Source organism: Haloarcula sp. Atlit-120R (assembly GCF_003665885.1).
GTDB classification, from domain to species: Archaea; Halobacteriota; Halobacteria; order Halobacteriales; family Haloarculaceae; genus Haloarcula; species Haloarcula taiwanensis.
In genome coordinates, this window is the sequence record NZ_QPLN01000002.1 from 847,054 (window position 1) to 869,544 (window position 22,491).

Below are 22,491 nucleotides of genomic sequence, written 5' to 3' on the forward strand. Positions count from 1 at the left end.
CCTTGCGCCGTTCTGACAATCGTGGTGCTGTATCACTGTGTGAACAACTCGCCGCTGCGGTCGACGAGACGGCCCGGGCCACTCACCGGGTTCGACCCTCGTCGTTCGTATCGCGGCGGGCAAGCCGTTCGGCAGTCTCCCGGTCCGTCTCGACCCGCTGGTCGTGTTCGCTTCTGACCAGCGCGTACAGGGCCAGCGGTGCAACCAGTGCGAGTAACACGACCACGACGAACAGTCCGCTTACGGCGGCCATCGTCACCCGAGGAAGATGTCTGCCAGGTCACTGCCAGCGGACCCGGTGTCACGGTATAGTTCAGAGTAGCCGCAGTTCGTACACGTGACGACCTGGAACTGGTTCGTCTGGATGTCGAACATCTTCGAGAGACCGCCGCCGGTGGTTGAGATGCTACCCACGTCAGTGCCAGTGTGGCCGCACTTCGGACAGCCGCGGTCGTCGTTTCGGGAGGTGTCGGAGGGCATTACACACGACTGTTCTCTCCCCAGCATAACAAATCTGGTGGCACTGTGACACGCACTCGGTCCCTTCTTGGCGGTGGCAGTTCGTTACTGGAATCTGTTATATTTTGTAATTGTGGAAAACGAGGCGGGCGAACGTAATGGTGCACTATGCCAGTTCCCACCCGCCTCAACGAACGGAAACGGTCCGGTTATTTGTTTGTTATGAATTCGTCTACTCGTGTGTTGTCTCAGTCGTCGGCGGGGATGGGTTCGCCGTGGGACACGTCGTCCCCGAGCAGGGCGATGAACTGCGCGAGCCACTCGGGGTGGTCGGGCCAGGCCTGCCCGGTGACGAGGTTGCCGTCGGTGACCACTTCGTCGACCCACGAACAGCCGGCGGCCTCACACTCTGCGCGACAGGCCGGGTACGATGTCATCTCGTAGCCGTCCAGTACGTCGGCGGCAGCGAGAATCTGTGGACCGTGACACAGCGCCGCGACTGGTTTGTCTTCCTCGAAGAAGTGCCGTACAGCGTCAAGCACCTCGTCATACGTCCGGAGATACTCGGGGGCACGCCCGCCGGGGACGACGAGCGCGTCGTAGTCGCTGGGATTCACGTCGGCCATCGTCGCGTTGAGGACGAAATCGTGGCCGCGGGACTCCATGTAAGTCTGGTCGCCGCGGAAGTCGTGTATCGCTGTTTTGATCGTCTCTTCGGCCGCTTTGTCGGGACACACTGCGTCGACCTCGTGGCCGACCATCTGTAGCGCCTGGAACGGCACCATTATCTCGTAGTCTTCGCCGAAATCACCGACGATCATGAGGATGTCTTTGCCCATTGGAAACACCACTGAAAGCTACTGCCGCAGTCAAAATAAAGCCGCAGGTGAATTACCAGAACGGTGTCATGCGTCGAGCGCCACCAGCACGTCCTCAATCTCCGCCAGCGAGTCGATGACATAGTCAGGTGTCACAGCACTCCGTTCCAGCGACCGCTCGTTGGACACGCCGGTCCGGACAAGAACGGTCGTCATTCCGTTCCGTTCGCCCATTGCGATGTCCGTCTCCAGCCGGTCGCCAACGACCAGACAGTCCGCTGGCCCACAGTCCAACCGTTCCAGGGCCGCCTGGACGGCAATCTCCGAAGGCTTCCCGAGTATCCGGTCCGGGTCCCGTTCGATGACGCCAGCGACGGCGTTGATTATCGCTCCGGAGCCCGGAACCGGGTCGCCGTCTTCGCCAGGGAACGTTCGGTCCGGGTCGGTTCCGAGGAAGACGGTGTCGTCGTCGACGGCCCGGAGCGCGTCGACCATGTCGTGGTAGTGGAAGCCGTCCGTCCAAGAGGCCAGTAACACGTCTGTCTCGGCTGGGTCTTCGGACAGCCGTGCCTCTGTCCCCGTGACCATGCTGCGGAGCGGCTCACTCCCGATGACGAACACGTCGTCACCCGCATGAGATCCGTTGAGGTACTCGCGGGTGACGACGCCGGAGGAACAGGCCTCGCCCTCGCGGGCGTCGACACCCAATCCCTGCAACCGCTCGACATACTCGCTCCCGTCGTGGATGGGGTTGTTCGAGAAGAAGCAGATTCCCAGACCACGCTGCCTGAACGTATCGATTGCCGACGCCGCGCCCGGCAACAGCGTGTTTCCGTGGTACACCGTTCCATCGAGGTCGATGATAACCCCCGCAACTGTCATTACCACTGCTCGGGTCCCAGCAGTGAAAAGTCCGTCTCAGTTGTGCAGTTCGACGCCTGCCACTTCAAAACGCGCCCCGCCGCTGTCACTCTCGGTCAGAGACACTTCCCAGCCGTGGGCTTCAGCGACTTGTTCGACGATAGCCAGGCCGAATCCGGTTCCGTCCTCCGTCGAGGAGTAGCCCATCTCGAACACGTCCTCAGCGTCGCCCTCGACACCTTCGCCGTTGTCTGCGATGTAGAAGCCGTCGTCGGACCCCAGTAGTCCGACTTCGATTTCCACGTCGCCGTCGTTGTGTTCGATGGCGTTCCGGAACAGATTCGCCAGCATGTCCTGGACACGCCCGCTATCGGCGTTGAGCTCCGTGCTCGACTCGACCGACATGGAGGCCTGCTCAGCCTCGATCCATGTCCACGCGGTCGACGCCAGCGTCGACAGCTCTGTCTCCTGTGGGTCACTGACCGTCTGGCCTTGCCGCGCCAGCGTGAGCACGTCCTCGATAATACAGCCCATCCGGTCCAGTGACCGGTCGATCTTGGCGACCAGTTCGGCTTCCTCGCTATCGGCGGGCTCCTCAAGCAGATCGACCGCGCCCTGAGCGACGTTCAGCGGGTTCCGCAGGTCGTGGCTGACGACGCTGGCGAACTCTTCGAGTCGCTCGTTCTGGCGTTCCAGTTCGCGCTGGCGTTCAACGCGTTCCGTGATATCGCGTGACACCAGCTGGAAGGTATCCGCCTTGCGGTGGCTGTCGACAGGGATGTACTGGTTGTGGTAGTGTCGTCCCCCAACGGCGTCCTCGGAGCGAGTCGCAGTCCCGTTTTTGACTGCGCTTTTCCCGGCTTCGAGACGCTGATTGGCCGCTTCGCTGTCCATCACGTCGCTCAGTTGTTGTCCGACGAGCGTGTCGGGGTCGCTACCCAGTCTGCGTGCCATCGAGGGGTTCGCTGAGAGGATGGTCCCGTCAGTCGTCAGGTGGACGATACCGTCCGGCGAGTCCGACACAAGCGATTCGAACTTCTTGCGGGTCCGCTCTTGGGAAACAACGTTCTCGATTCGGTTCGCTAGCCGACCGTACTGCTTGTCTTCGACGACTTCCAGTTTCAGCAGGTAGTCGGCGACGCCCGCCGCGATAGCCGCGCTCGCCGTCTCTTCGTCCCCGCGGCCGGTCAGCAAAATGAACGGGATAGACGGGTTCGTTTCTCTGATTGCCTCGAGCAGTTCCAGCCCGTCCATTTCGGGCATTTCGTAGTCACTGACGACGCAGTCAAACCCGCCCCCGTCAAGTCGTTCCAGCGCTTCCATGGCGCTGTTTGCAGCAACGGACTCGATGCCGTGTTGTTGCGTGAGCGTATCAGCGGTCATCTCCGCGAAAAAATCGCTATCGTCAACAACAAGCGTTCGTATATTAGTTTCAGCTGTCATATGGGCGGCAGGGTCCTTGTTCCCCCAACGGTCTGTCCGTACTTATATTTCAAGGGAGCCAGGTTGCCCGCTGGTCACGGCTCTGGCGGTACCGGTGGGGCCACCGAAACCCGAAGCGCAGGGCTGTGGTGGACCAGCGGGTCCGAGTTAGGAGCCGATATATCAACTATCGAGAGCACAGATCCGGTCACAGTAGCGTCAACGCGGTCGAGTCGCCACGGGTCGTGACCGACGCTGCCGACGAGGTGCGTCCCGAAGCGCCCGGTCGTGAAATATCGCTGCCGGTCGACGAGGAAGGCGGCCAGCGAGTCCGGTGGAAGCGCCACTGGCTCACCGCCGGAGGTGTACCGACACTCGAACAGTCGTCGCTCCCCGGCGTCAAGGACCCGGCGACGGTCAGCCGTTGAGAGCGTCCGTGGGACGGCATCACCAACCGTAATGCGAAATAGTTCCGAAACCGCCGTCGCTGTCCGCCTGTCGTCACCGAACAGCCCGAGCACACAGACCCCGCGCTGGCCGGTCGGCCCGCGGACGTAGGTTCGAACCGTGAGCAACTCAGACGGCCCAGCAACCTCGATACCAAACGTCTCGACGCGGTCGACGGTCGCTACAACGGCCGACACCCAGGCGTCACCGTCGGCCGTCTCGACGGTGAGCCAGTCGGGGACCGCCGATCGTACCGCGGCCTCGGAGACCGGCCAGTGACAGAAGCAGACGTCATCAAGCGTGACCTGCAGCGGACGGAGGGCGACCACATACTCACTGGGGCCGACACGCTAATCAGTGTACTGGGCACCCCCGTCGAGCCGGTGAAGCCGACCCGCAGTCACTGGAATCTCGGCGCAGTAGTGGACGAGCGGGTCGCCATCGGGGTTCTCAAAGCCCGACGCGGCGAACAGGCCGTTCGTCCGAATATCTGCGTGTCCTCTCTGCAGTGGCCACGGCTCGTGGTCGATGTCGGCGTAATACACCGTCCCGTCGTCACTCGCGGCATAAAAGCGGTACCGCTCTACTAGGAACGACTCCACCGAGCCCGGTTCGGGCGGCGACGGCGGTTCGGTCGGCTCGTATGTGGCGTGGAAATCCGCCGGTGGCGCGCGCGAACTGGTCCGGCGACTCCGGAACTCGACGCTGTCGCCGTCAGTCCGGACCTGCATCGACGCCTGGTAGTAGGACAGCTGGAACAGCTGCCGTGCCAGCGTGACGCTGAGGCGGTCGTCAGCGTCGAGGTTGTAGAAGTACACCCCCGGCGTCCCGTCAGCGACTACGTAGGTCCGGAGATTTAGCTCGCCGAAGGACCGCCCAATCGGACTGCCTCGCGGTCTGATGTCCGCCATCTGGAACGGGACCACGCTGAGCCACGCCTGCCCGTCGTACGTGTCGACATCGAGCTGATCCGGCAGTGTCGTCTGGATACTGTCGGGCTCGATCGGCCAGTGCATGAACCCCACGTCTCGCCACGTCATCGTCAACAGGTCCATACCTGTTTGTAGGGACCAGAGGGGTTTTTGCCTGCTGTGGGGTTCGGTGACAGGTACCAATGAAACCGCTCGGTCGCGCTGGCGCTAAAACTTTGTCAGTGCCGCTCCCAGCGTCGCGTATGGAGTTCGAGGTGATCCAGGGCGACATCGCTACACAGTCGGCGGACGCACTGGTCAACGCGGCGAACACGAGCCTCCGGATGGGCTCCGGCGTCGCCGGGGCGCTCAAGCGCGCTGCCGGGTCGGGCCTGAACGATGAAGCCGTCGCGAAAGGCCCGGTCGACCTCGGCGGTGTCGCCACGACCGACGCCTACGACCTCGACGCCGAGTACGTCATCCACGCCGCCGCGATGCCGCCGGGCGGTCAGTCAACCGCCGCAAGCATCCGCAACGCAACCCGAAACGCACTGGCAGAAGCTGACGCGCTGGACTGCGAATCAGTCGTCCTCCCGGCCATCGGCTGTGGCATCGCCGGGTTCGAGTTTGAGGCGGGTATCAGGGTTATCTGTACTGTTATCGACGAGTACCAGCCCGACTCTCTGACAGACGTGCGACTCATCGCTTACTCCGACGACGACTTCGCGGCAATGCAACGGGTCGCGGCCGACGTTCGCAGCTGACTGCCCGCTACAGCAGGTGTATCCGGCCGGCACGCCACTCCCAGGCGAGTTCCAGTGCGATCCAGCAGACGAGCCATATCGCAGCGAAACTAAACACCAGCCACGTCGAGCCGAGATACGTCGTGGTCCCGGTGACGGACTGGAGCCACGGATACGCTTGCACACCGACGATGAGCGTCGCGGCAAGTCCCAGTATCCCGGTCACGTAGTGCTCAATTGCGTTCCGTACCGGACACACGCAGGCGTCACCGCCCGTCGGCTCCTCGAACGCCTCGTTGCTCGGCCCCCGAGCATTGGTCATTGTTACCTTTCCTCAGTGTCAAGCTTCACCATACAGCGCAATAACCGTTTCGGCGGCTTACTCGTGGCCCGACACCCGAACTGGCTCGTATGGCTCTTCCAGCCACTCTACGTCGCTCGCCGTGAGGTCGATCTCCAGCGCCGAAACCGCTTCTTCGAGGTGTTCGAGGCTACTCGTCCCGATAATGGGTGCGTCGACCCACTCCTTGTCGAGCACCCAGGCCAGCGCGATCTGTGCCATCGAGGCGTCGTACTCGTCGGCCAGTTCCTGCACGCGCTCGTTGATTTCGCGGCCGTTGCCCTCGAAGTAGGGGTGTTCACGAGCGTAGTCGTCTGTCTCGCCCCGGACCGTCTCCTCGACCTGCTCGTGCGGGCGGGTAAGATAACCCCGGGCGAGCGGACTCCACGGGATAACGCCGACGGCCTCCTTCTCACACAGCGGGAGCATCTCGCGCTCCTCCTCGCGGTACAGCAGATTGTAGTGGTTCTGCATCGTCTCGAACCGCTCCAGTCCTTCGCGCTCGCTCGTCCGGAGCGCATCCGCGAACTGGTGGGTCCACATCGACGACGCGCCGACGTGCCGTGCCTGTCCCCGTCGGACCGCGTCGTCCAGCGCCCGGAGCGTCTGTTCGATAGGTGTGTCGTAATCCCAGCGGTGGGTCTGGTAGAGGTCGACAGTGTCCATCCCGAGCCGGGACAGCGAGTTCGCCAGTTCTTGCTCGATGGCCTTCCGCGAGAGCCCCCCGGAGTTTGGGTTGTCCTCGTCCATCTGGAAGTATCCTTTCGTCGCCACGACCTGTCCGTCGCGGTCGTAGTCGTCGAGGACGGTCCCGAGAACACGCTCGGACTCGCCCATCGAATACATATTGGCCGTATCGAAGAAGTTGATGCCGAGGTCGATGGCCCGCTCGATGACCTCGCGGCTTTCCGCTTCGTCGAGCACCCAGTCGCGCCACTCCGAGGTTCCGAAGCTCATACAGCCCAGACAGAGCCGGCTGACTTCCATGCCAGTCGACCCGAGTGTCGTGTACTCCATGCTCAGGTTCGCGTCCGCGCTGGCGAAAAAGGTTCGCCGCTGGTTACAGTGATTCCGCCGCGACCCGCCCGATGTATAGTCTGGCTACGACGTAGCCAGCGACCGCCAGCAGGACCGCCCCACCGACGTGGCCGTAAGTCAGTAGGGTCGGGCTATCCACTGCAAGCTTCGCCACCGTCGTCGCCGGGTGTTCCGGGAGGACGACGGCCCCACCGAAGAGGACGAGGGTGAGCACGGAGAACAGCAACTGCGCCGGGCGACGGTTCTGGAGCGTGACGCCCAGCACGACGCCGAGCGTCACGACGACGACGGTGACGGCGGTGATAAACAGCAGAATCGCGGCCGGGTTCGAGACGGCGATACCGTTCGTCGACAGCAGGGCGAGCCACAGGAGCGCCTGTGCAGGGGCAAGCAACACCATTCCGAGGGCTTTCCCGTCGATGATGTCGAGCAGCGACACCGGGGCCACGCGGAGTAGTTCCATCGTCCCGCGTTCGAGTTCCTCGGTGACGGTGTCGACGGCCACCGAGCCGCTGATGAACGGCGGCAGGAACAGGAGCAGTGGAATCAGGATGGTGTAGGTGAACCCGAAGTACTGGCTCGCACTGACGGTCTCAGGCAGTGGTACGGGGGGCGAGTCGAGATACGGCGTCCGCTCCAGCCGCTCCTGACGCTCCAGCGCGCTGAGGACCCGGCGCACTTCGACGACGATGAGCGTCGACCGAATGCTCCCCTCCGGCACGATAGCAGTGACCGCTATCTGCTCTCCTGGCCCGCGCGCTGACGGCACGTAGTCGCCGCGCAGTATCGCGTCCACCTGGCGCTGGTCGAACGCCCGCTGTGCCGCGCTCTCGTTCTCGAAGGCGGTAACGCTGGTTCCGTCCTGTTCGGCGGCCGCGGCCACCAGTTCCTCCCGGGCGTCGCCGGTGACGGCCATCTCCACCTCGCCGGCTGCGACCGAGCTGGGGTCGTACAGCGACGTGAGGCCGACGACGAGGAACGAGGAGAACCCCGCGACGAACAGCTGAATGAGCAACGCCAGCACGATGGTCTTCTCGCGGGACAGCGACCGAATGTCACGCCGCGCGATGACGATTCGCGGGTCGCGCCAGACCGGACGGTCTTCAGACAAGGGTACTCACCACCGCGAAGTTGTAGGCGAAGTGGACGACGATGGCCACAGTCAGGGCAGTCACGTAGGCGCGCCGCCCGCGGCTCGCGCCAACCGACGAGATGGCTGCCGTCACTGTGTGCAGTGCCAGCGGGAGCAGGAACAACAGGCCCGCGACCCACAGCGGCAGGCCGGCCGGCAGGGTCGCGCCCTGCAGGGCGGCTTCGCCGATGGGGAGGCTCTCTAAGTCTGACAGCCGTGCGATAAGCAGCCCTTTCTCCCCGATGAAAAAGCCGAGTCCGGAGAGCGCACCGACGCCGAGCGCCGACCGGAGCGTCCGCTCGTAGCGGGCGTGCTCGTAGCCGGCGTAGACGTGCAGGCTCTTGGCCACCTCCTCGATAACGACGATGACGCCGAGCACGAGCACGATGCCCAGCGACTGGTTCGTCCCGAAGACGTTCAGCGACACCGAATCGAGGACAAACAGGAACGCGATGGCTGCCAGCTCGGCGACGATGACCAGCGGCAACAGAACGACGCTCATCTTCAGCGCGCTCCGGCGACCAGTGATACCGCCGGCCAGCGCGTCGAGCACCTTCAACGGAATCGGCCGCTGGGTGAACATGTCCTCTTCTCGATAGAGACCGGCCCCCAGACCGAACAGCACCAGTCCGGTCAGCAGCGGCGGTGCCGTCGAGAAGACGAACGACGAGAGCCCGATCGGCTGGCCGGTGAGGTCCATCACGACGAGCGTCAGCGGCGAAATGAGCGCAATCGGCGTCACGTCGGTGAAGATGGCCGGCACGAACGCGTAGGAGGTCAGCGTCACCGTGATTGTCACCGTCACGAAGGTGAGTTCCTTGAACGAGCGGGCGAACATCGCCCCGCAGAACGTCGCCGAGAGGAAGAGGACGACGAGCGGGACCACCGCCAGCACCGCGACGTAACTCCCCGCCGGCGCGATGTTCCCGAACCGGAGCGCCGCGGTGATGAGCGCCGCCACGCCGACAGCGCCCGCAAGGTACGGGAGCGTCTTCCCACCGATGATGTCGCCCCGCGAGGCTGGCGTCACCAGCAGGAGTTCACCGCGGCGGTTCAACCGTTCCGAGAGCATCGACGAGCCGTAGGCCTGGATGACGAAGTTCATCGGCACGATGTAGAGGAAGGCGAGCACGAGCGACTCGAAAGGGAACGGTGGCGAGATATCAGAGGGGGTGCCGCCCTGGACATCGCCGGTCAACCGCGCGCCGATAGCGCCGAGGTTCGCGCCGCTGCCACCGGCGGTTCCGCCGTTACCGACGCCACTTGCCGTTGCGCCGCCAGTGCCGCTCGTACCTGAACTGTCACCACTGTCGCCGGTGCTCGTCTTATCGCTGTCCGAAGACTCGGAGCCCGACTCGCCACCGTTGCCGCCGCTTCGGGGGTCAAACTGACTACTCCCCGACTGCTGCTCGTAGATGAGCGTCACAGAAACGGGAAACGCGGCGGTCTGGTTGTCATCCCGGGCGAGTGTTCGGTCGTTGTACTGCGCCGTACTGTCGCGTAGTTCGGCCAGTGCCGCCCGCTCTTTGGCTGTCTGTGGAACGCTCTGGAGCTGTGTCCCCCGATACAGGAGTTCCTGCTGGCGTCGCTCGATGGCTGCAGGATCCGGCTCACGGACGCCGAAGGTCGAGTCATTAGCTGCCACGTCGTAGTACGGGCTGCTCTCGTCGACGCCGATCCGGTAGATGCCGTCGTCCATGCCCGCGCCGGTGCCACCGCTGACGGCTATCGCGGCGACCGCGCCCATCGCAACGAGGGACAGCGCCATCACGACGATGGTCCGCTTGTCGACACCGCCGGCGTTTTTTGTCACCTCCCACTTCGCGACGCGCAGGAGCTTGTCGGGTTGCATCTACTCCGCGTCCTCCCCGACGTATCGCGTGCCGCGGGTCCCGGCCTCGGCGACGTTGAGGAACACCTCCTCAAGGCTGGACTCCTCCGTTCGTATGTCGACTACGTCTCCGCCGTTTTCTTCTGCCTGTTCGCGTGTCGCTTCGACGGCGTCCATGCTCTCGACCACCCGCTTGTACGATCCGTTTTCCTGCACCGCGTCGGGCACGTCGACGGTCGTATAGACGTGATACCGCGTGTGACCGTACTCGGCCTGAAGTTCGTCGAGGTCGCCGCGAGCGACGATTTCGCCTTCGTTCATGATGACGACCCGGTCGCAGATAGACTCGACGTGAAAGAGATTGTGTGCAGAGAAGACGATGGTTTTGCCCTCTTTCGCCAACTGCTCAGTGAACTCGATGACGTAGTTCGTCGTCAGCGGGTCTAGCCCCGATGCCGGCTCGTCGTAGATGAGCACGTCAGGGTCGTTGATGAGCGACCGGGCGATGGCAACCTTCCGTTTCATCCCCTTGGACATGTCGCCGAGCTTCCGGTCGCGGTGTTCGAGTTCGAGTTCGTCCAGTGTGTCGTGCATCCGTTCCTCGGCCACGTCCGGATTTACGTCGTACAGATCGGCGAAGAACTTCAGATAAGAGACCGGCGTCATCTCCTCGTACAGCGGCGACTCCTCGGGCAGAAAGCCCAGTTGTTGGCGCATCTCCGCGGTCTCGGTGTCGAGGCCCGCTATCTCGGCCGAGCCGCTCGTCGGCTCCAGCAGGCCCGCGAGCATCTTCAGCGTCGTCGTCTTGCCGGCCCCGTTCGGCCCGATGATACCGAACACCTCGCCGCGGTCGACCGAAAACGAACTGCCCTGTACAGCGACGAAACCGCCGTACTCCTTTCGAATATCCCGGGCGTCAATCATCTGGCGATTGGTTGTGAGTGAACTAACCTATACCTTGGCTCCGGCCTATTGCTTCTGATAATGGCACTCGAACTCGGCGCGAGTAGCATCTCACTCGAACGAACACCGGACGGCCGACGCCTGCTCGTCCGCCACGACGCCGATGCGTCGGTCGACACCGTGTGGGATGTTCTGACCGACACCGACTGCTGGGCAGACTGGGGGCCGTCTGTCACAGCCGTTGAGACAGCGGACCGGTACATCACCGCGGGGACGACCGGTCGCGTTCGCGTCGCCGACGCGGTGTGGCTCCCGTTCGAGGTGACGGCGTGCGCGCCGTATCGCTGGACGTGGACCGTCGCACGGCTCCCCGCGACCGGCCACTTCGCCGAGGAACGGACCACCGGCTCCGTCGTTGGGTTCGAGATTCCGCCGCTGGCGACTGGCTACGCCCCGGTGTGTGCCCGAGCGTGCCAACGGATCGCCGCTCTGGGAAAGCAACGCGAGGCGTAGGTAGCGCCGGGCCGACCCGTCAGGGCTGTACTGGCGTCTTCGAGCGCGTGCGAGTGTCTTCCTCTGGGTCGTCCGTCCTCGCGATGCCCGTTATCTCGAAGCGCGTCCCACCCTCGTCGCTTTCGGTCACGTCGATTTCCCAGCCGTGAGCTTCGACGATGCGCTGGACGATTGCCAGCCCCAGCCCGCCTTCACCGTCGGTGGCAGTATAGCCGTCGTCAAGCACCGCATCACGCTTTTCCGGCGGAATTCCGGAGCCGTCGTCGGCGACATAAAACCCCCCAGACAGCTCGTCGACACGAATCGTCAGGTCAGCACTGCCACGTTCGAGGGCGTCGTCGGAATTCACACTGCCCGTGGAGCCATGTTCCACGGCGTTCCGAAACAGGTTCTCGAACAGGTGACGGAGCCGATCCGGGTCGGCGTCGATGACGGCTGTTACTTCGTTTGCTAGTGTCGCATCCGCCGTCGGCACTGCCTCCCAGCAGCTCTCGACCAGTTCTTCGAGGTCAACGGGCTCAGTCTCGCTGATGACGTGTCCGCTTCGGGCCAGCGTCAGCGTCCGGTCGATGAGCGTTTCCATCCGGTCCAGCGCTGTCGCAGCCGTTTCCAGGTGTTCCGAGTCGCGGTCCATTCGTTCGAGTTCGAGCTGACCGGACGCGACGCTGAGCGGGTTTCGGAGGTCGTGTGCAACAACGGCCGCGAACTCGTCGAGGCGTTCGTTGCGCTGCTCGACGGCCCGCCGCTGGAACCGCTGTCGTTCGGCCTCGACGGCTCGCGAAATCGCTCGCGCTTCAAAGATGCCCGCGACCAGACCACCGGAGCCGCCGACACCAATCGCAAACAGCGCCCATCCGATAGTCCACCGGAGCGACCCGGCGGGCCAGGTCCACATCATAACCAGGTTCAGTAACAGGAAGCCACTGAGCCCGCCGGTGAACCAGATTCCGACCCGCTGGTACCGTGACGAAGTCAATGCTGAGTTTCCTAGCCAGAACCCACCGACGATAATCACCGCGGCAAACGGCACGACTGCCAGCATACTGACGACGAAATCGGCCGTGAGGACAGCCGGAATTCCAGAATCAGAAAAGTAAAAATAATTACCGATAATCCCGAGCAGAAGAATCCATCCAACTCCCTGAATAAGGGCTGGCAGGCGATCTGGGTCTGTCACTTCCGCATCAGTTTGTTAGGTGAGCATTTACTGCTACTGGCCAACGGAACAGGCGTGTGTCGAGCTCCCCGCGCTACCGTCCACCGGACTGCTAACCTGGCCTGTCCTTCCCGATGCTACTGTTTGGTTACGCGTGCGTCAGATACCTTGTGGATGTCGTCGTCGATCCCGGTGCCGTCACAGTCGTCATTCGGACATCGATAGTGCCAGCCGTCCTCCGTCGCCGCTCGCTCGGTAAACCGGTCACCACATTCGTCACAGTAGAGCTGCCCGTCCGAACACGTGTCGCGGTGGAGTTCGAGTTCGAGTTCTGTGCCGAAGGTCCGCTTGCAGTTCCGACAAATATGAGGCATATTCGAAGATACAGATTCATCCCTTATAGCGATACCGGAACGTTCACGCCCGCTTCTTTCCGTTGACGGAGGGTTCGGGTCGTCCGCCGTCCGTCGATTTTCGATATCTCATACACCTCATATCTTGGACAGTAATGGTTCCCAACGCTGACTACCAACGTACACATCTCGGCAACAGCCAGTTCGAGAGCAGACACGCAAGCTACCGTTCCAAGCGGTCCACGGTTATCGTCTGTCACGACGCCGCTAGACTGTTGTCACGTCAATCCGCGTGCCGCCGGATTCGCTGTCCCCGACCGACACCGTCCATCCGTGTGCCCGCGCCGCGGTGTCGACGAGGAACAGTCCGTATCCTTCCCCTTCCTGCGTCGTCCCGAAGCCCTGTTCGAACACTTTGTCGCGGTCTGATTCGGGAATCCCCGGGCCATCATCGGCCACGTAGAATCCCGACTCGGTGTCACCGACGCTGACAGTCACCGGTCCCTCGGTGTGAGCGACGGCGTTGTCAAATAGCTCGCGAAGGAGCAACTGCAGTCGGTCGTTTTCGGCGTCGATAGCCGCGTCTGTCGTCACTTCGAGCGTCGCGTCCTCGTAGCTCGCTGCGGCCCAGACTTCGGTAGCGACGTCAGAAAGCGAGAGCGAGTCGGGTTCCGAAACGGGGCGTCCGATGCTTCCGATACGAGACAGGTCGGTAAGGAGCGACTCGACCCGGGTGACGGACCGAAGCAATGCGTCTTCATGCGGCTCACCGATATCGAGTAGCTCTAACCGGCCCATGACGACGTTCAGCGGGTTCTTCGCGTCGTGGGAGACGCCGCTGGAAATATCGTTCCACTGGCTGGCACCGACCCACCAGTCAGTCGGCCACCGGGTCGCGTACGCTTCGAGCTTCGCGGCCAGCAGGGATGCCGGCGTTGCTGCGGTCACGTAATCACTGACGCCGGCCCGGAGCGCCTCGGTGACCCGGTCCGGTTCGGGGTCGGTTCCGACGAGTACTATCGGAATATCGGTACCCGCTGCCCGTAGCCCCTCGAATACCGCAACCCCGTCACAGTCGCCGTCGTCACTGATGACGACACCCCTGATATTCCCGTCACTCAGCCGGTTCTGTACGTCGCTCGTGTCTGGGACCGCCTCGGCTGTTGCCCCGTCCGTGGTCAGCGCTTCGGAAAGTGCCTCAGCTAGATCAGTCACTTCGCGCCCGGCGACGAGATAGACGGTCCCACGAGCAGGCGTCATCCCGTGATATTACGAAAACGGGTGATAAGAAACCGACGGTGCCCTACAGCAGGTCCTCGACGTGATCGGCGACTTCCTCTGGCGTGTCACCGACCGGGACGCCGTTGTTCTCCAGCGCGTTGATTTTCGACTCGGCGGTCCCGGTGCCGGAGCCGGAGACGATAGCGCCGGCGTGGCCCATCCGCTTCCCGGGCGGTGCGGTGCGGCCGGCGATGAAGCCGGCGACCGGTGTGTCCATGTGCTCGCCGATGTAGCGGGCGGCCTCCTCCTCGTCCTCGCCGCCGATTTCGCCGCACATGACGACGGCGTGCGTGTCGGGGTCGGCCTCGAACTGCTCCAAGGCCCCGATGAAGTCCGTCCCGATGATGGGGTCGCCGCCGATGCCGATGGCCGTCGACTGGCCGATGCCGCGGTTGGTGAGGTTGTCGACGACCTGGTAGGTCAGCGTCCCCGAGCGGGAGACGAGACCGACGTTCCCGGACGAGAAGATGTTGCCGGGCAGGATGCCGAGCTTGGCGACGCCGGGCGTGATGACGCCGGGGCAGTTCGGCCCGACGAGGTGCGTGTCGGTCTCCTGCAGCTTGCGGTAGACCCGCGCCATGTCCTGGGTCGGGATGCCCTCGGTGATGGCGACGACGAGGTCGATGCCCCTCGCGTCAAGGGCCTCGAAACAGGCGTCGCCGGCGAAGGCCGGCGGCACGAACACGACGGCGGCGTTGGCGTCCTCCTCGCGGGCGGCCTGCTGGACCGTGTCGTAGACCGGCACGCCGGCGACCTCCTGCCCGCCGCGGCCGGGGACGGCCCCGGCGACCACGTTGGTGCCGTACTCCAGCATCTGTTCGGTGTGGAACTTCCCTTCACCGCCGGTGATTCCCTGTACAACGACGCGCGTGTCTTCGTCGACTAGCACACTCATGCTTCCACCTCCTTCGCGTACTCGACTGCACGCTGGACGGCGTCCTCCAGCGTATGTTCGACCGTGACGAGGTCTTCGTTCAGAATCTCCATTCCCTCTTCGGCGTTGGTCCCTGCGAGTCGGACGGTGACCGGCTTCGGAATCTCGTCGAACTGCTCCAGGGCCTGATTGATACCGTTGGCGACCTCGTCGCCGCGGGTGATGCCCCCAAAGATGTTGAACACGACCGAGTCGACGTTGTCGTCGGAGAACACCATGTCGAGGGCGTTCGCGATGCGGTCGGCCTTCGCGCCACCGCCCACGTCGAGGAAGTTGGCCGGTTCGCCGCCGTAGTAATCGACGAGGTCCAGCGTCGTCATCACGAGGCCCGCACCGTTACCGATGATGCCGACGTTGCCGTCGAGTCGGACGTAATCGAAGCCGTACTCGTCGGCCTTCTGTTCGAGTTCGTCGCCCTCCGCCGCTTCCTCGCCCATCTCCGCGATCTCGGGCTGGCGGAACAGGGCGTCACCGTCGATGTTCATGACGGCGTCGGCCGCGATAACCTCGTCGTCGCCGGTAATCATCAGCGGGTTGATTTCCGTGTCAGCGCCGTCACGGTCGTCCCAGAGCTGGTACAGCGTCGTGAGGACGCTCGCAACGTCGTTTGCGACCTCGCGGTCGACGCCGGCCTCGTAGACGACCTTCCGGGCCTGGAACGGGTGCATCCCGAAGGCGGGGTCGATGTGCTCGCGGGCGATGGCGTCAGGGTCCTCCTCGGCGACCTCCTCGATGTTGACGCCGCCCTTCGTCGAGACCATGGCGACGGGGCGACCCTCGCCACGGTCCATCGTCACGCCGACGTACAGTTCGTTGACGAAGTCGACGGCCTCCTCGACGAGCACCTTCGAGACGTGGTAGCCCTTGAGGTCCATCCCGATGATGTCCTCGGCGGCCTCGCGGGCCTCCTCCCTGGACTCGACGAGCTTGATGCCGCCGGCCTTGCCGCGGCCGCCCACGTGGACCTGTGCCTTGATGGCGACCGGATATCCGATTTCCTCGGCCGCGTCGACGGCCTCATCTACTGTCTCGGCCAGCTGCGAGGCGGGCGTCGGGATGCCCGCGTCAGCGAAGACTTGCTTCGCCTGGTATTCGTGCAAGCGCATGTCATGCAGAAAGGCGAGCGGTGGCGATTTAAATCCGTCCGTTTCTCTTCTTGCGACCAAGCGGAGAGCGTCCCAGTTCATGTGGAAACCGCAAACGAGCCCGAAGGACGCTGTGCGTGGTACGGGACGGCGACTCAAGATGTGGGGACACGTCCACGGTCGTCGGGTTCGAGCCGATAGACCCACAGCGTCGCACTCCGAAGTGAGCGCATGGCCGACAATAGGCACGGAACCGGCGACGTTGACAGTGAGACGCTCGATGCCGTAGCCGAGGCGCTTCGGACCGCTGAAACCGGCGTCGCGCTCACCGGCGCAGGCGTCTCGACGGCGTCGGGGATTCCCTCCTTTCGCGGCGACGACGGTCTCTGGGAGCGCCACGACCCGGCAGACTTCCACCGCCGCCGGCTCGACGCCGACCCGGCGGGCTTCTGGGCGGATCGAATCTCGCTCCGGGAGGCCATCTACGGCGACGTAGGCCCCGAACCCAACGCTGCTCACGAGGCACTGACGGCGCTCGAATCCGCGGGCCACCTCGACGCCGTGCTCACCCAGAACGTCGATGGGCTGCACGACGCCGCCGGGACGGACCGGGTCGTCGAACTCCACGGCACCCATCGGCGCGTGGTCTGTGACGACTGTGGCCACCGGCGGGACGCCGAACCGGTGTTCGAGGCGGCCGACGAGGACGGCGACTTGCCCCCGCGATGTGACTGCGGTGGTGTCTACCGGCCCGACGTGGTGCTGTTCGGCGAACCGATGCCCGACGTGGCGATGAACGAGGCCCAGCGTCTCGCACGGGACAGTGACGTGTTTCTGGCGGCTGGGTCATCGCTGTCGGTCCAGCCGGCGTCGCTCCTGCCGAAGATAGCGGCTGAGGCGGGGAGTACACTGGTCGTGATAAATTACGATAAGACGCCGCGTGACGCGGCTGCGGCGCACGTGCTCCGTGCGGATGTCACGCAGGTGCTCCCGGCGATTGTCGAGCGGCTGTAGCGGGCTACAGCTCGACGCCGCCGGGGATGAGGCTCTGTCCGCGCAGGAGGCTCCCGTCGTGGTCGTAGACGAGCAGCGTCCGCAACTCGTAGGCCCGTGACTCGCCCTCGCCGTCGGTGAGACGGACCCTAAACTGTGGGTCTTCTTGGGCGTCCGCTGTGGAGACGAGCGCGTCGACATCCGCTGTCGGTGCTGTCGCCTCGAAGACGTACTCACCGGTGAGTCGGTTCGTTAGCGAAAGCACACCGTCGCTTTCAGGCTGGCGGCGGAAGGTCACGTCAATGTCCTCGCCATCGAGTGTGCCACCGTCTACTTTGGTGAGGCGCTCGCGAAGCTCTCCTGTCGGCCCATCGTATACAATCGCGATCGTCGGGTCGTCGTTGTCGGTGGCCGAAGCCTGGATGTCGACAGTGAAGTAATCACGCCTCATTCCGGTGTTTACTGGTACGTGTCCCGGCCAAATGAACGTAACGGCGCACCGACTGTCGGTATCGGTAGCTTTTACCGGACCGGCCCACCCTCTGACAGTAGCATGGCCTGGGTGAAGTCAGAGTACGCCGGCGAGTTCGCGGTGCTTTCGACGTGGCTCGTGGGACTGGCCCCGTGGTCGGTGTCGCTGTTCGAGATTGAGGGGGTGACTGTCGTCGGGCTTCGGTTTCTCCCGTTCCGGTTCCAGTTCATCTTCGGTGCGACGCTCCCCGGAGAGCGGCCGTTTCTCTGGGCCTGGGAGGTCGCCACGTTTCAGGAGTCGGAGCCGCTGGCGCTCGCCGGGACACTCGGGGTCACAGCCCTCGCTGTTTTCCTGCTGCCGCTCGGCCTCAGCCTCTACTACTACGCCGCTGAGGAGCGTGTCGAGGCGGCGCTCCCTGTGGACCCAGTCCGACTGTTCGGCGGACTGCTCGGCCTTGTGGGCGTTCTGACGCTCGCGGCCAGCGGGCTGTTCATCACGTCGTTTCCCGGCATCACCGTCCCCGTCGGAACGCTCGTCGCCCTCGTGTTCGCCTTCTTCCTTCTGACCGTCGACCGAGCGTGACTGCCAGCCGGTCTCGTTCGTCCGACCGCTGGCGATTATACTCCTGATAATTTGGCGAGCGAATTTAAGTAGGTGGATACGATAGCAGAGGTATATTCCGCGGAGCACCGTGTGCTCCCCACTACACTACCGATGTCGAATCCAGAATCTCCCAAACCCGGTGACATCGTTTCGGACCCGCTCGGCCACATCCAGTCGTGGCTCTCACGGACCGCGACGGTGTTGAGCGGGGCGGCGGTTCCGACGGCGAACTACGACCCCAGCCGCCACGGGACACTGGTCGAGTTCGACGGCCTCGACGGCTACAACGAGGTGGAACGCTACTGGCTGAACGCTCCCTTCGCCTTCGCCTCTATCAACCACGACCCGGACCGTGACGAGCACCTGTATCACGTCGTCGAGCCGTCGCTGACCGATATTGAGCGAGAACTGCTCGACCGCCTGTTTGAAGACATCCGCATTCCACTCATCTACCGCGACGACGTCGACACTGACCCGGAGCGTGTCCTCGCCGAGGAACTCGAAGCCAGGCTGGAGGAGTACGGCGTCGTCATCGAGCCGGAGACGTTCTACCGGCTGTTTTATTACCTGCATCGCTCCTTCCAGGGCTACGGCCACATCGACCCCCTGATGCACGACCCGGATATCGAGGACATCTCCTGTGACGGGGCGAACCTCCCCATCTTCGTCTACCACGACGGCTACACGGATATCGAGACGAACATCACCTACGACGCCGACGAACTGAACGACTTCGTCATCCAACTGGCCCAGCGCTCGGGCCGACACGTCTCTGTTTCGGACCCTGTCGTCTCCACGACGCTCCCCGACGGCTCGCGCATCGAACTGGCCCTTGGCGAAGAAGTGACCCCGCGCGGCTCCGCGTTCACGATCCGGAAATACGCCGACGAGCCGTTCACGCCCATCGAACTGCTGGAGTACGGCACGTTCTCCGTGGAGATGCTCGCCTACCTCTGGCTGGCCATCGAGTCCAACAAGTCGCTCATCTTCGCGGGCGGGACGGCGGCCGGTAAGACCACGTCGATGAACGCGCTCGCGATGTTCCTGCCGCCCCGGTCGAAGGTGCTCTCAATCGAAGACACCCGCGAGCTATCCCTGTACCACGATAACTGGCTCTCCTCGGTCACCCGCGAGCGGCTGGACGACTCGGACATCACGATGTACGACCTGCTGCGGTCCGCGCTCCGGCACCGCCCCGAGTACATCATCGTCGGCGAGGTCCGCGGTGAGGAGGCCATCACGCTGTTCCAGGCGATGAACACCGGTCACACGACGTTCTCGACGATGCACGCGGACTCGGTCCAGACCGTCATCAACCGGCTTGAGAACGAGCCGATCAACGTCCCGCGGCCGATGGTCCAGAGCCTCGACATCCTCTGTGTGCAGGTGCTGGCCCGCTCGGGCGACGAGCGCGTCCGCCGGGCGAAGACCCTCGCCGAAATCGAAGGCATCGACCAGCGGACCGGCGAACTGGACTACTCGACGACGTACAACTGGCGGGCCACTGAGGACCGATTCTCCGAGAACAACAGCGAGCTACTGGACGAGATCCGCGAAGAGCGCGGCTGGACACAGTCGGAACTGCTCACCGAACTCCGCAACCGCCAGCGGTTCCTTCGCTATCTCCAGTCCGAAGGCATCACCGACTACCGGAAGTTCACGGCGATGGTCAACAAGTACTACGCGGACAAAGAGCAGGTCATGGCGAACATCGACGACGAGATAGCCTGACATGGCGCTGAATCCGCTCGGTCTGGCACCGCTCGCCGTCGTCGTTGGGATTCTCGGGCTTATCGGCTACAGCACGGTCAACGAGCGCTTCGACCGCAACGTCACGCGGCTGTCCCGACGGCTTTTCGGTCGGTATGTGGGACAGTCGCCCGAGCGGGAACGCCAGCTCGAAGCCGCATACGTCGACGAGACGTACCGCGGCTACGCCGCCAGAACGCTGGTGTACGCCTGTGCTGGTGCTGTTTCGGGAGCGATAACCGGCGCGTACGCTATCGGCGGCCTGCTGTTGATTCTGCCGGCGCTAGTGAACCTTGCACAGGGGCTCCCCTCGACGATGGTGAACGCCTTCGGCCTGCGAACGTTCGAACTCGTGCTGACGCCGACAGGGACTCTCTACATCCTCATCGGCGGCGGCGTGCTTTCCGGCGCAGTAACGGCCGGACTCGCGTACCTCTACCGCTGGGAGCGGCTCAAGAATCAGGCGGATGTGCGGAGCCGGAACATCGACGAGGGGATGGCCCGCACTATCGCCTTCATGTACGCGCTGTCCCGTGGTGGGATGTCCTTCCCAGATGTTATGCGTGTACTGGCCCGAAATCAGGAAATCTACGGCGACACGGCGAGGGAAGTCGGTGTCGCCGTCAGGGAGATGGACCTGTTCGGCCGGGACATGATCACGGCGCTCGAACATGTCTCCCGGCGGACCCCCAGCGAACAGTTCAAGACGTTCACCGAGAACCTCTCCAGCGTCCTCCAGAGCGGCCAGTCGCTGGCCCCGTTCCTCCGCGAGCAGTACGAGCGCCATCAGGAGGAGGCCGCCGAACGCCAGGAGGATCTGCTCGAACGGCTGGCCACGGTCGCCGAGGCGTACGTCACCGTGTTCGTCGCCGCCGTGCTCTTCCTGATGACGATTCTGCTCGTGTTCGGCCTGACGACGACGGACACCCTCTGGCTGTTACAGATGATGGCGTATCTCGTCATCCCGCTCGCCAACGTCGGGTTCATGGTGTACTTGGATATCAAGCTCCAGTCGCTCGGCATCGGGAGCGCCGGCACGACGGACGTTCTAGAGCGCTACGAAACGGCGTCGCTCGGCAAGCCCAGTTTCGCCTCCGGCCGTCTCGGCCTGCCCGACGGCGGCGTCGTCCCGGCCGACGAAGCGAACTGGCTCCGACTGCGGTTCTACGACCGCGTCAAATCGCTTCGGGACCTGCTCAGCTCCCCGATCCAGTCGCTCGTCTGGAACCCGGTGTACGTCCTCTACCTCGCCGTCCCAGTCGCTGTGGTGCTACTGCTCCTCCGCGCCCCCGCGGCGTTTCAGACCTCGTCTATCAACGTCCGCATTCTCGACGATCTCGTTATCCAGTCGCTCCTGCTGGTTCTGGGGCCATTTGCGCTGGTGCGGTTCGTCTACACCCAGCGGCTCTCACGTATCGAGAACGCGACACCCGACCTGCTCGAACGGCTGGCGAGCCTGAACGAGGCGGGGATGACCGTCGTGGAGAGCCTCCGACGGGTCCGGGGCAGTGACATCGGCGTCCTCACACAGGAGATGCACCGCATCTGGGCCGACATCCGGATGGGCGCGAACGTCACTGACGCCTTGGTCCGGTTCGGCCGCCGCGTCCAGACGACGGCGATAACGCGCATCGTGACCCTGCTGACTCACGCGATGCACGCCTCGGGCCAGCTCGGCCCGGTGTTTCGCATCGCGGCGACCCAGTCACGGGCCGACCTCCGGCTGAAACGGCGGCGACGCCAGCAGATGCTCACTTACCTCGTCGTCATCTACGTCGCCTTCCTGGTGTTTCTGGTCATCATCGTCGCTGTACAGGAAGTGCTCGTCCCGAGTCTGCCCTCCAGCGTGCCGACGCCGGCCGGCGAGTCGAACCGCCTCGGCGTCGGCGTCGACCAGTTCGCTCGCTTCGGGCGCGTCGACAAGGCCGCGTACACGCTCGTGTTCTTCCACACTGCTCTCATTCAAGCAGTTCTCACCGGCTTCATCGGCGGCCAACTGGGTGAAGGGACGCTCAAGGACGGCGCGAAACACGCCGCGATTTTGCTGGGCGTCGCCTACATCGCCTTCATTCTCCTCTCCTCGCCGGTTGCGTCGATGACGGTCACCAGCCCTGCTGTTTCCGGTGATCAAATAACGGTCGAATCGGCATCGCTGTCAGAGGGCGGGTTCATTGTTGTCCGGGAGTTCGAAGCGGACGGTAGAGTGCTCGGGACCTCTGAGTATCTCTCGTCGGGGTCCCACAGCGATGTCCAGATAACGCTGGACAGGCCGCCGTCGACCGGCCAGTCGCTCGTGCTCGTCGCCCATCAGGACACCAACGGGAACCAGCAACTCGACTATCCCGTCAGCGACACTTCGGGGTCGCCGGACCGACCGTATGCGTCGTCGACGGCCGGCGAGAACGTCACCGTCGAGTACACGGTCGAGTGACGCTGGATTTACGGTG

Annotated in this window: 24 protein-coding genes; 6 read left to right on the forward strand and 18 right to left on the reverse strand. The window is 63.8% G+C overall.

The features are described 5' to 3' along the window. Positions 1–82: 82 nt before the first annotated feature. The 7 genes from DVK01_RS22240 to DVK01_RS11695 all read right to left on the reverse strand — a co-directional run bounded on the left by DVK01_RS22240 (position 83) and on the right by DVK01_RS11695 (position 5,062). The gene (locus DVK01_RS22240; protein ID WP_198560227.1) at positions 83–253 is read right to left on the reverse strand and encodes a hypothetical protein; all 171 of its coding nucleotides are present in this window, start codon (positions 251–253) and stop codon (positions 83–85) included. A 2-nt stretch (positions 254–255) separates the two neighbouring features. Next, positions 256–480: a zinc ribbon domain-containing protein gene (locus tag DVK01_RS11670; RefSeq protein ID WP_101349769.1), complete on the reverse strand. Its 225-nt coding sequence runs from the start codon at positions 478–480 to the stop codon at positions 256–258. A 227-nt stretch (positions 481–707) separates the two neighbouring features. Continuing rightward, positions 708–1,298 (reverse strand): DJ-1/PfpI family protein, encoded by a 591-nt coding sequence (locus tag DVK01_RS11675; protein ID WP_121536795.1) that lies wholly within the window; start codon positions 1,296–1,298, stop codon positions 708–710. Positions 1,299–1,364: 66 nt separating this feature from the next. Continuing rightward, complete coding sequence (locus tag DVK01_RS11680; protein ID WP_101349771.1) at positions 1,365–2,159, reverse strand: HAD-IIA family hydrolase; 795 nt, start codon at positions 2,157–2,159, stop codon at positions 1,365–1,367. A gap of 36 nt (positions 2,160–2,195) precedes the next feature. Beyond that, complete coding sequence (locus tag DVK01_RS11685) at positions 2,196–3,581, reverse strand: response regulator (protein WP_121536797.1); 1,386 nt, start codon at positions 3,579–3,581, stop codon at positions 2,196–2,198. A 74-nt stretch (positions 3,582–3,655) separates the two neighbouring features. Further along, positions 3,656–4,336 (reverse strand): DUF2071 domain-containing protein, encoded by a 681-nt coding sequence (locus tag DVK01_RS11690; RefSeq protein ID WP_101349773.1) that lies wholly within the window; start codon positions 4,334–4,336, stop codon positions 3,656–3,658. A 21-nt stretch (positions 4,337–4,357) separates the two neighbouring features. Next, on the reverse strand, positions 4,358–5,062 hold the full coding sequence (locus DVK01_RS11695) for a YqjF family protein (RefSeq protein WP_121536799.1): 705 nt from the start codon (positions 5,060–5,062) through the stop codon (positions 4,358–4,360). A gap of 119 nt (positions 5,063–5,181) precedes the next feature. Here DVK01_RS11695 and DVK01_RS11700 point away from each other — a divergent pair, with 119 nt between their 5' ends. Then, on the forward strand, positions 5,182–5,682 hold the full coding sequence (locus tag DVK01_RS11700) for a macro domain-containing protein (RefSeq protein WP_101349775.1): 501 nt from the start codon (positions 5,182–5,184) through the stop codon (positions 5,680–5,682). A gap of 7 nt (positions 5,683–5,689) precedes the next feature. Here DVK01_RS11700 and DVK01_RS11705 read toward each other — a convergent pair whose 3' ends face one another. Genes DVK01_RS11705 through DVK01_RS11725 form a run of 5 tightly spaced genes read right to left on the reverse strand, consistent with a single transcriptional unit; the run spans position 5,690 to position 10,926 of the window. Next, on the reverse strand, positions 5,690–5,983 hold the full coding sequence (locus DVK01_RS11705) for a hypothetical protein (protein WP_101349776.1): 294 nt from the start codon (positions 5,981–5,983) through the stop codon (positions 5,690–5,692). Between the two features lie 57 nt (positions 5,984–6,040). Beyond that, positions 6,041–7,018: an aldo/keto reductase gene (locus tag DVK01_RS11710; protein WP_101349777.1), complete on the reverse strand. Its 978-nt coding sequence runs from the start codon at positions 7,016–7,018 to the stop codon at positions 6,041–6,043. Positions 7,019–7,061: 43 nt separating this feature from the next. Then, positions 7,062–8,150, reverse strand: coding sequence for an ABC transporter permease (locus DVK01_RS11715; protein ID WP_101349778.1), 1,089 nt, complete (start codon positions 8,148–8,150; stop codon positions 7,062–7,064). After that, positions 8,143–10,023, reverse strand: coding sequence for an ABC transporter permease (locus DVK01_RS11720; protein ID WP_121536801.1), 1,881 nt, complete (start codon positions 10,021–10,023; stop codon positions 8,143–8,145). The genes DVK01_RS11715 and DVK01_RS11720 overlap by 8 nt, the downstream gene beginning before the upstream one ends. Next, positions 10,024–10,926 carry an ABC transporter ATP-binding protein gene (locus DVK01_RS11725; protein WP_101349780.1) on the reverse strand — a complete coding sequence of 301 codons (903 nt, stop codon included), beginning with the start codon at positions 10,924–10,926 and terminating at the stop codon, positions 10,024–10,026. It lies immediately after the preceding gene. 60 nt (positions 10,927–10,986) lie between these two features. Here DVK01_RS11725 and DVK01_RS11730 point away from each other — a divergent pair, with 60 nt between their 5' ends. After that, positions 10,987–11,418, forward strand: coding sequence for an SRPBCC family protein (locus tag DVK01_RS11730; RefSeq protein WP_121536803.1), 432 nt, complete (start codon positions 10,987–10,989; stop codon positions 11,416–11,418). 19 nt (positions 11,419–11,437) lie between these two features. On the opposite strand, the gene DVK01_RS11735 is transcribed toward DVK01_RS11730, so the two are convergent. The 5 genes from DVK01_RS11735 to sucC all read right to left on the reverse strand — a co-directional run bounded on the left by DVK01_RS11735 (position 11,438) and on the right by sucC (position 16,248). Further along, a complete protein-coding gene (locus tag DVK01_RS11735; RefSeq protein ID WP_121536805.1) occupies positions 11,438–12,460 on the reverse strand; it encodes a HAMP domain-containing sensor histidine kinase in 1,023 nt (340 codons plus the stop codon). Positions 12,461–12,711: 251 nt separating this feature from the next. Continuing rightward, positions 12,712–12,948 (reverse strand): hypothetical protein, encoded by a 237-nt coding sequence (locus tag DVK01_RS11740; RefSeq protein WP_004593153.1) that lies wholly within the window; start codon positions 12,946–12,948, stop codon positions 12,712–12,714. A 246-nt stretch (positions 12,949–13,194) separates the two neighbouring features. Next, entirely contained in the window at positions 13,195–14,187 is a 993-nt protein-coding gene (locus DVK01_RS11745) for a hybrid sensor histidine kinase/response regulator (RefSeq protein ID WP_121536807.1), read from the reverse strand. 43 nt (positions 14,188–14,230) lie between these two features. Then, a complete protein-coding gene (gene sucD, locus DVK01_RS11750; RefSeq protein WP_101349783.1) occupies positions 14,231–15,103 on the reverse strand; it encodes a succinate--CoA ligase subunit alpha in 873 nt (290 codons plus the stop codon). After that, positions 15,100–16,248, reverse strand: coding sequence for an ADP-forming succinate--CoA ligase subunit beta (sucC, locus tag DVK01_RS11755; protein WP_101349784.1), 1,149 nt, complete (start codon positions 16,246–16,248; stop codon positions 15,100–15,102). The genes sucD and sucC overlap by 4 nt, the downstream gene beginning before the upstream one ends. A 210-nt stretch (positions 16,249–16,458) precedes the next feature. Between sucC and DVK01_RS11760 the strand changes: the two genes are divergently transcribed. Next, on the forward strand, positions 16,459–17,241 hold the full coding sequence (locus DVK01_RS11760; protein WP_121536809.1) for an NAD-dependent protein deacylase: 783 nt from the start codon (positions 16,459–16,461) through the stop codon (positions 17,239–17,241). A 4-nt stretch (positions 17,242–17,245) separates the two neighbouring features. Here the strand turns inward: DVK01_RS11760 and DVK01_RS11765 are convergent, their stop codons facing one another. Beyond that, positions 17,246–17,671, reverse strand: coding sequence for a DUF5793 family protein (locus DVK01_RS11765; protein WP_064288494.1), 426 nt, complete (start codon positions 17,669–17,671; stop codon positions 17,246–17,248). A gap of 102 nt (positions 17,672–17,773) precedes the next feature. Between DVK01_RS11765 and DVK01_RS11770 the strand changes: the two genes are divergently transcribed. From DVK01_RS11770 to DVK01_RS11780, 3 genes are all read left to right on the forward strand, one after another. Next, positions 17,774–18,274, forward strand: a complete 501-nt coding sequence (locus DVK01_RS11770; protein ID WP_121536811.1) for a TIGR04206 family protein — start codon at positions 17,774–17,776, stop codon at positions 18,272–18,274. 132 nt (positions 18,275–18,406) lie between these two features. Further along, positions 18,407–20,026, forward strand: coding sequence for a type II/IV secretion system ATPase subunit (locus tag DVK01_RS11775; RefSeq protein ID WP_101349787.1), 1,620 nt, complete (start codon positions 18,407–18,409; stop codon positions 20,024–20,026). A gap of 1 nt (position 20,027) precedes the next feature. After that, a complete protein-coding gene (locus DVK01_RS11780) occupies positions 20,028–22,475 on the forward strand; it encodes a type II secretion system F family protein (RefSeq protein ID WP_121536813.1) in 2,448 nt (815 codons plus the stop codon). Positions 22,476–22,491: the final 16 nt, after the last annotated feature.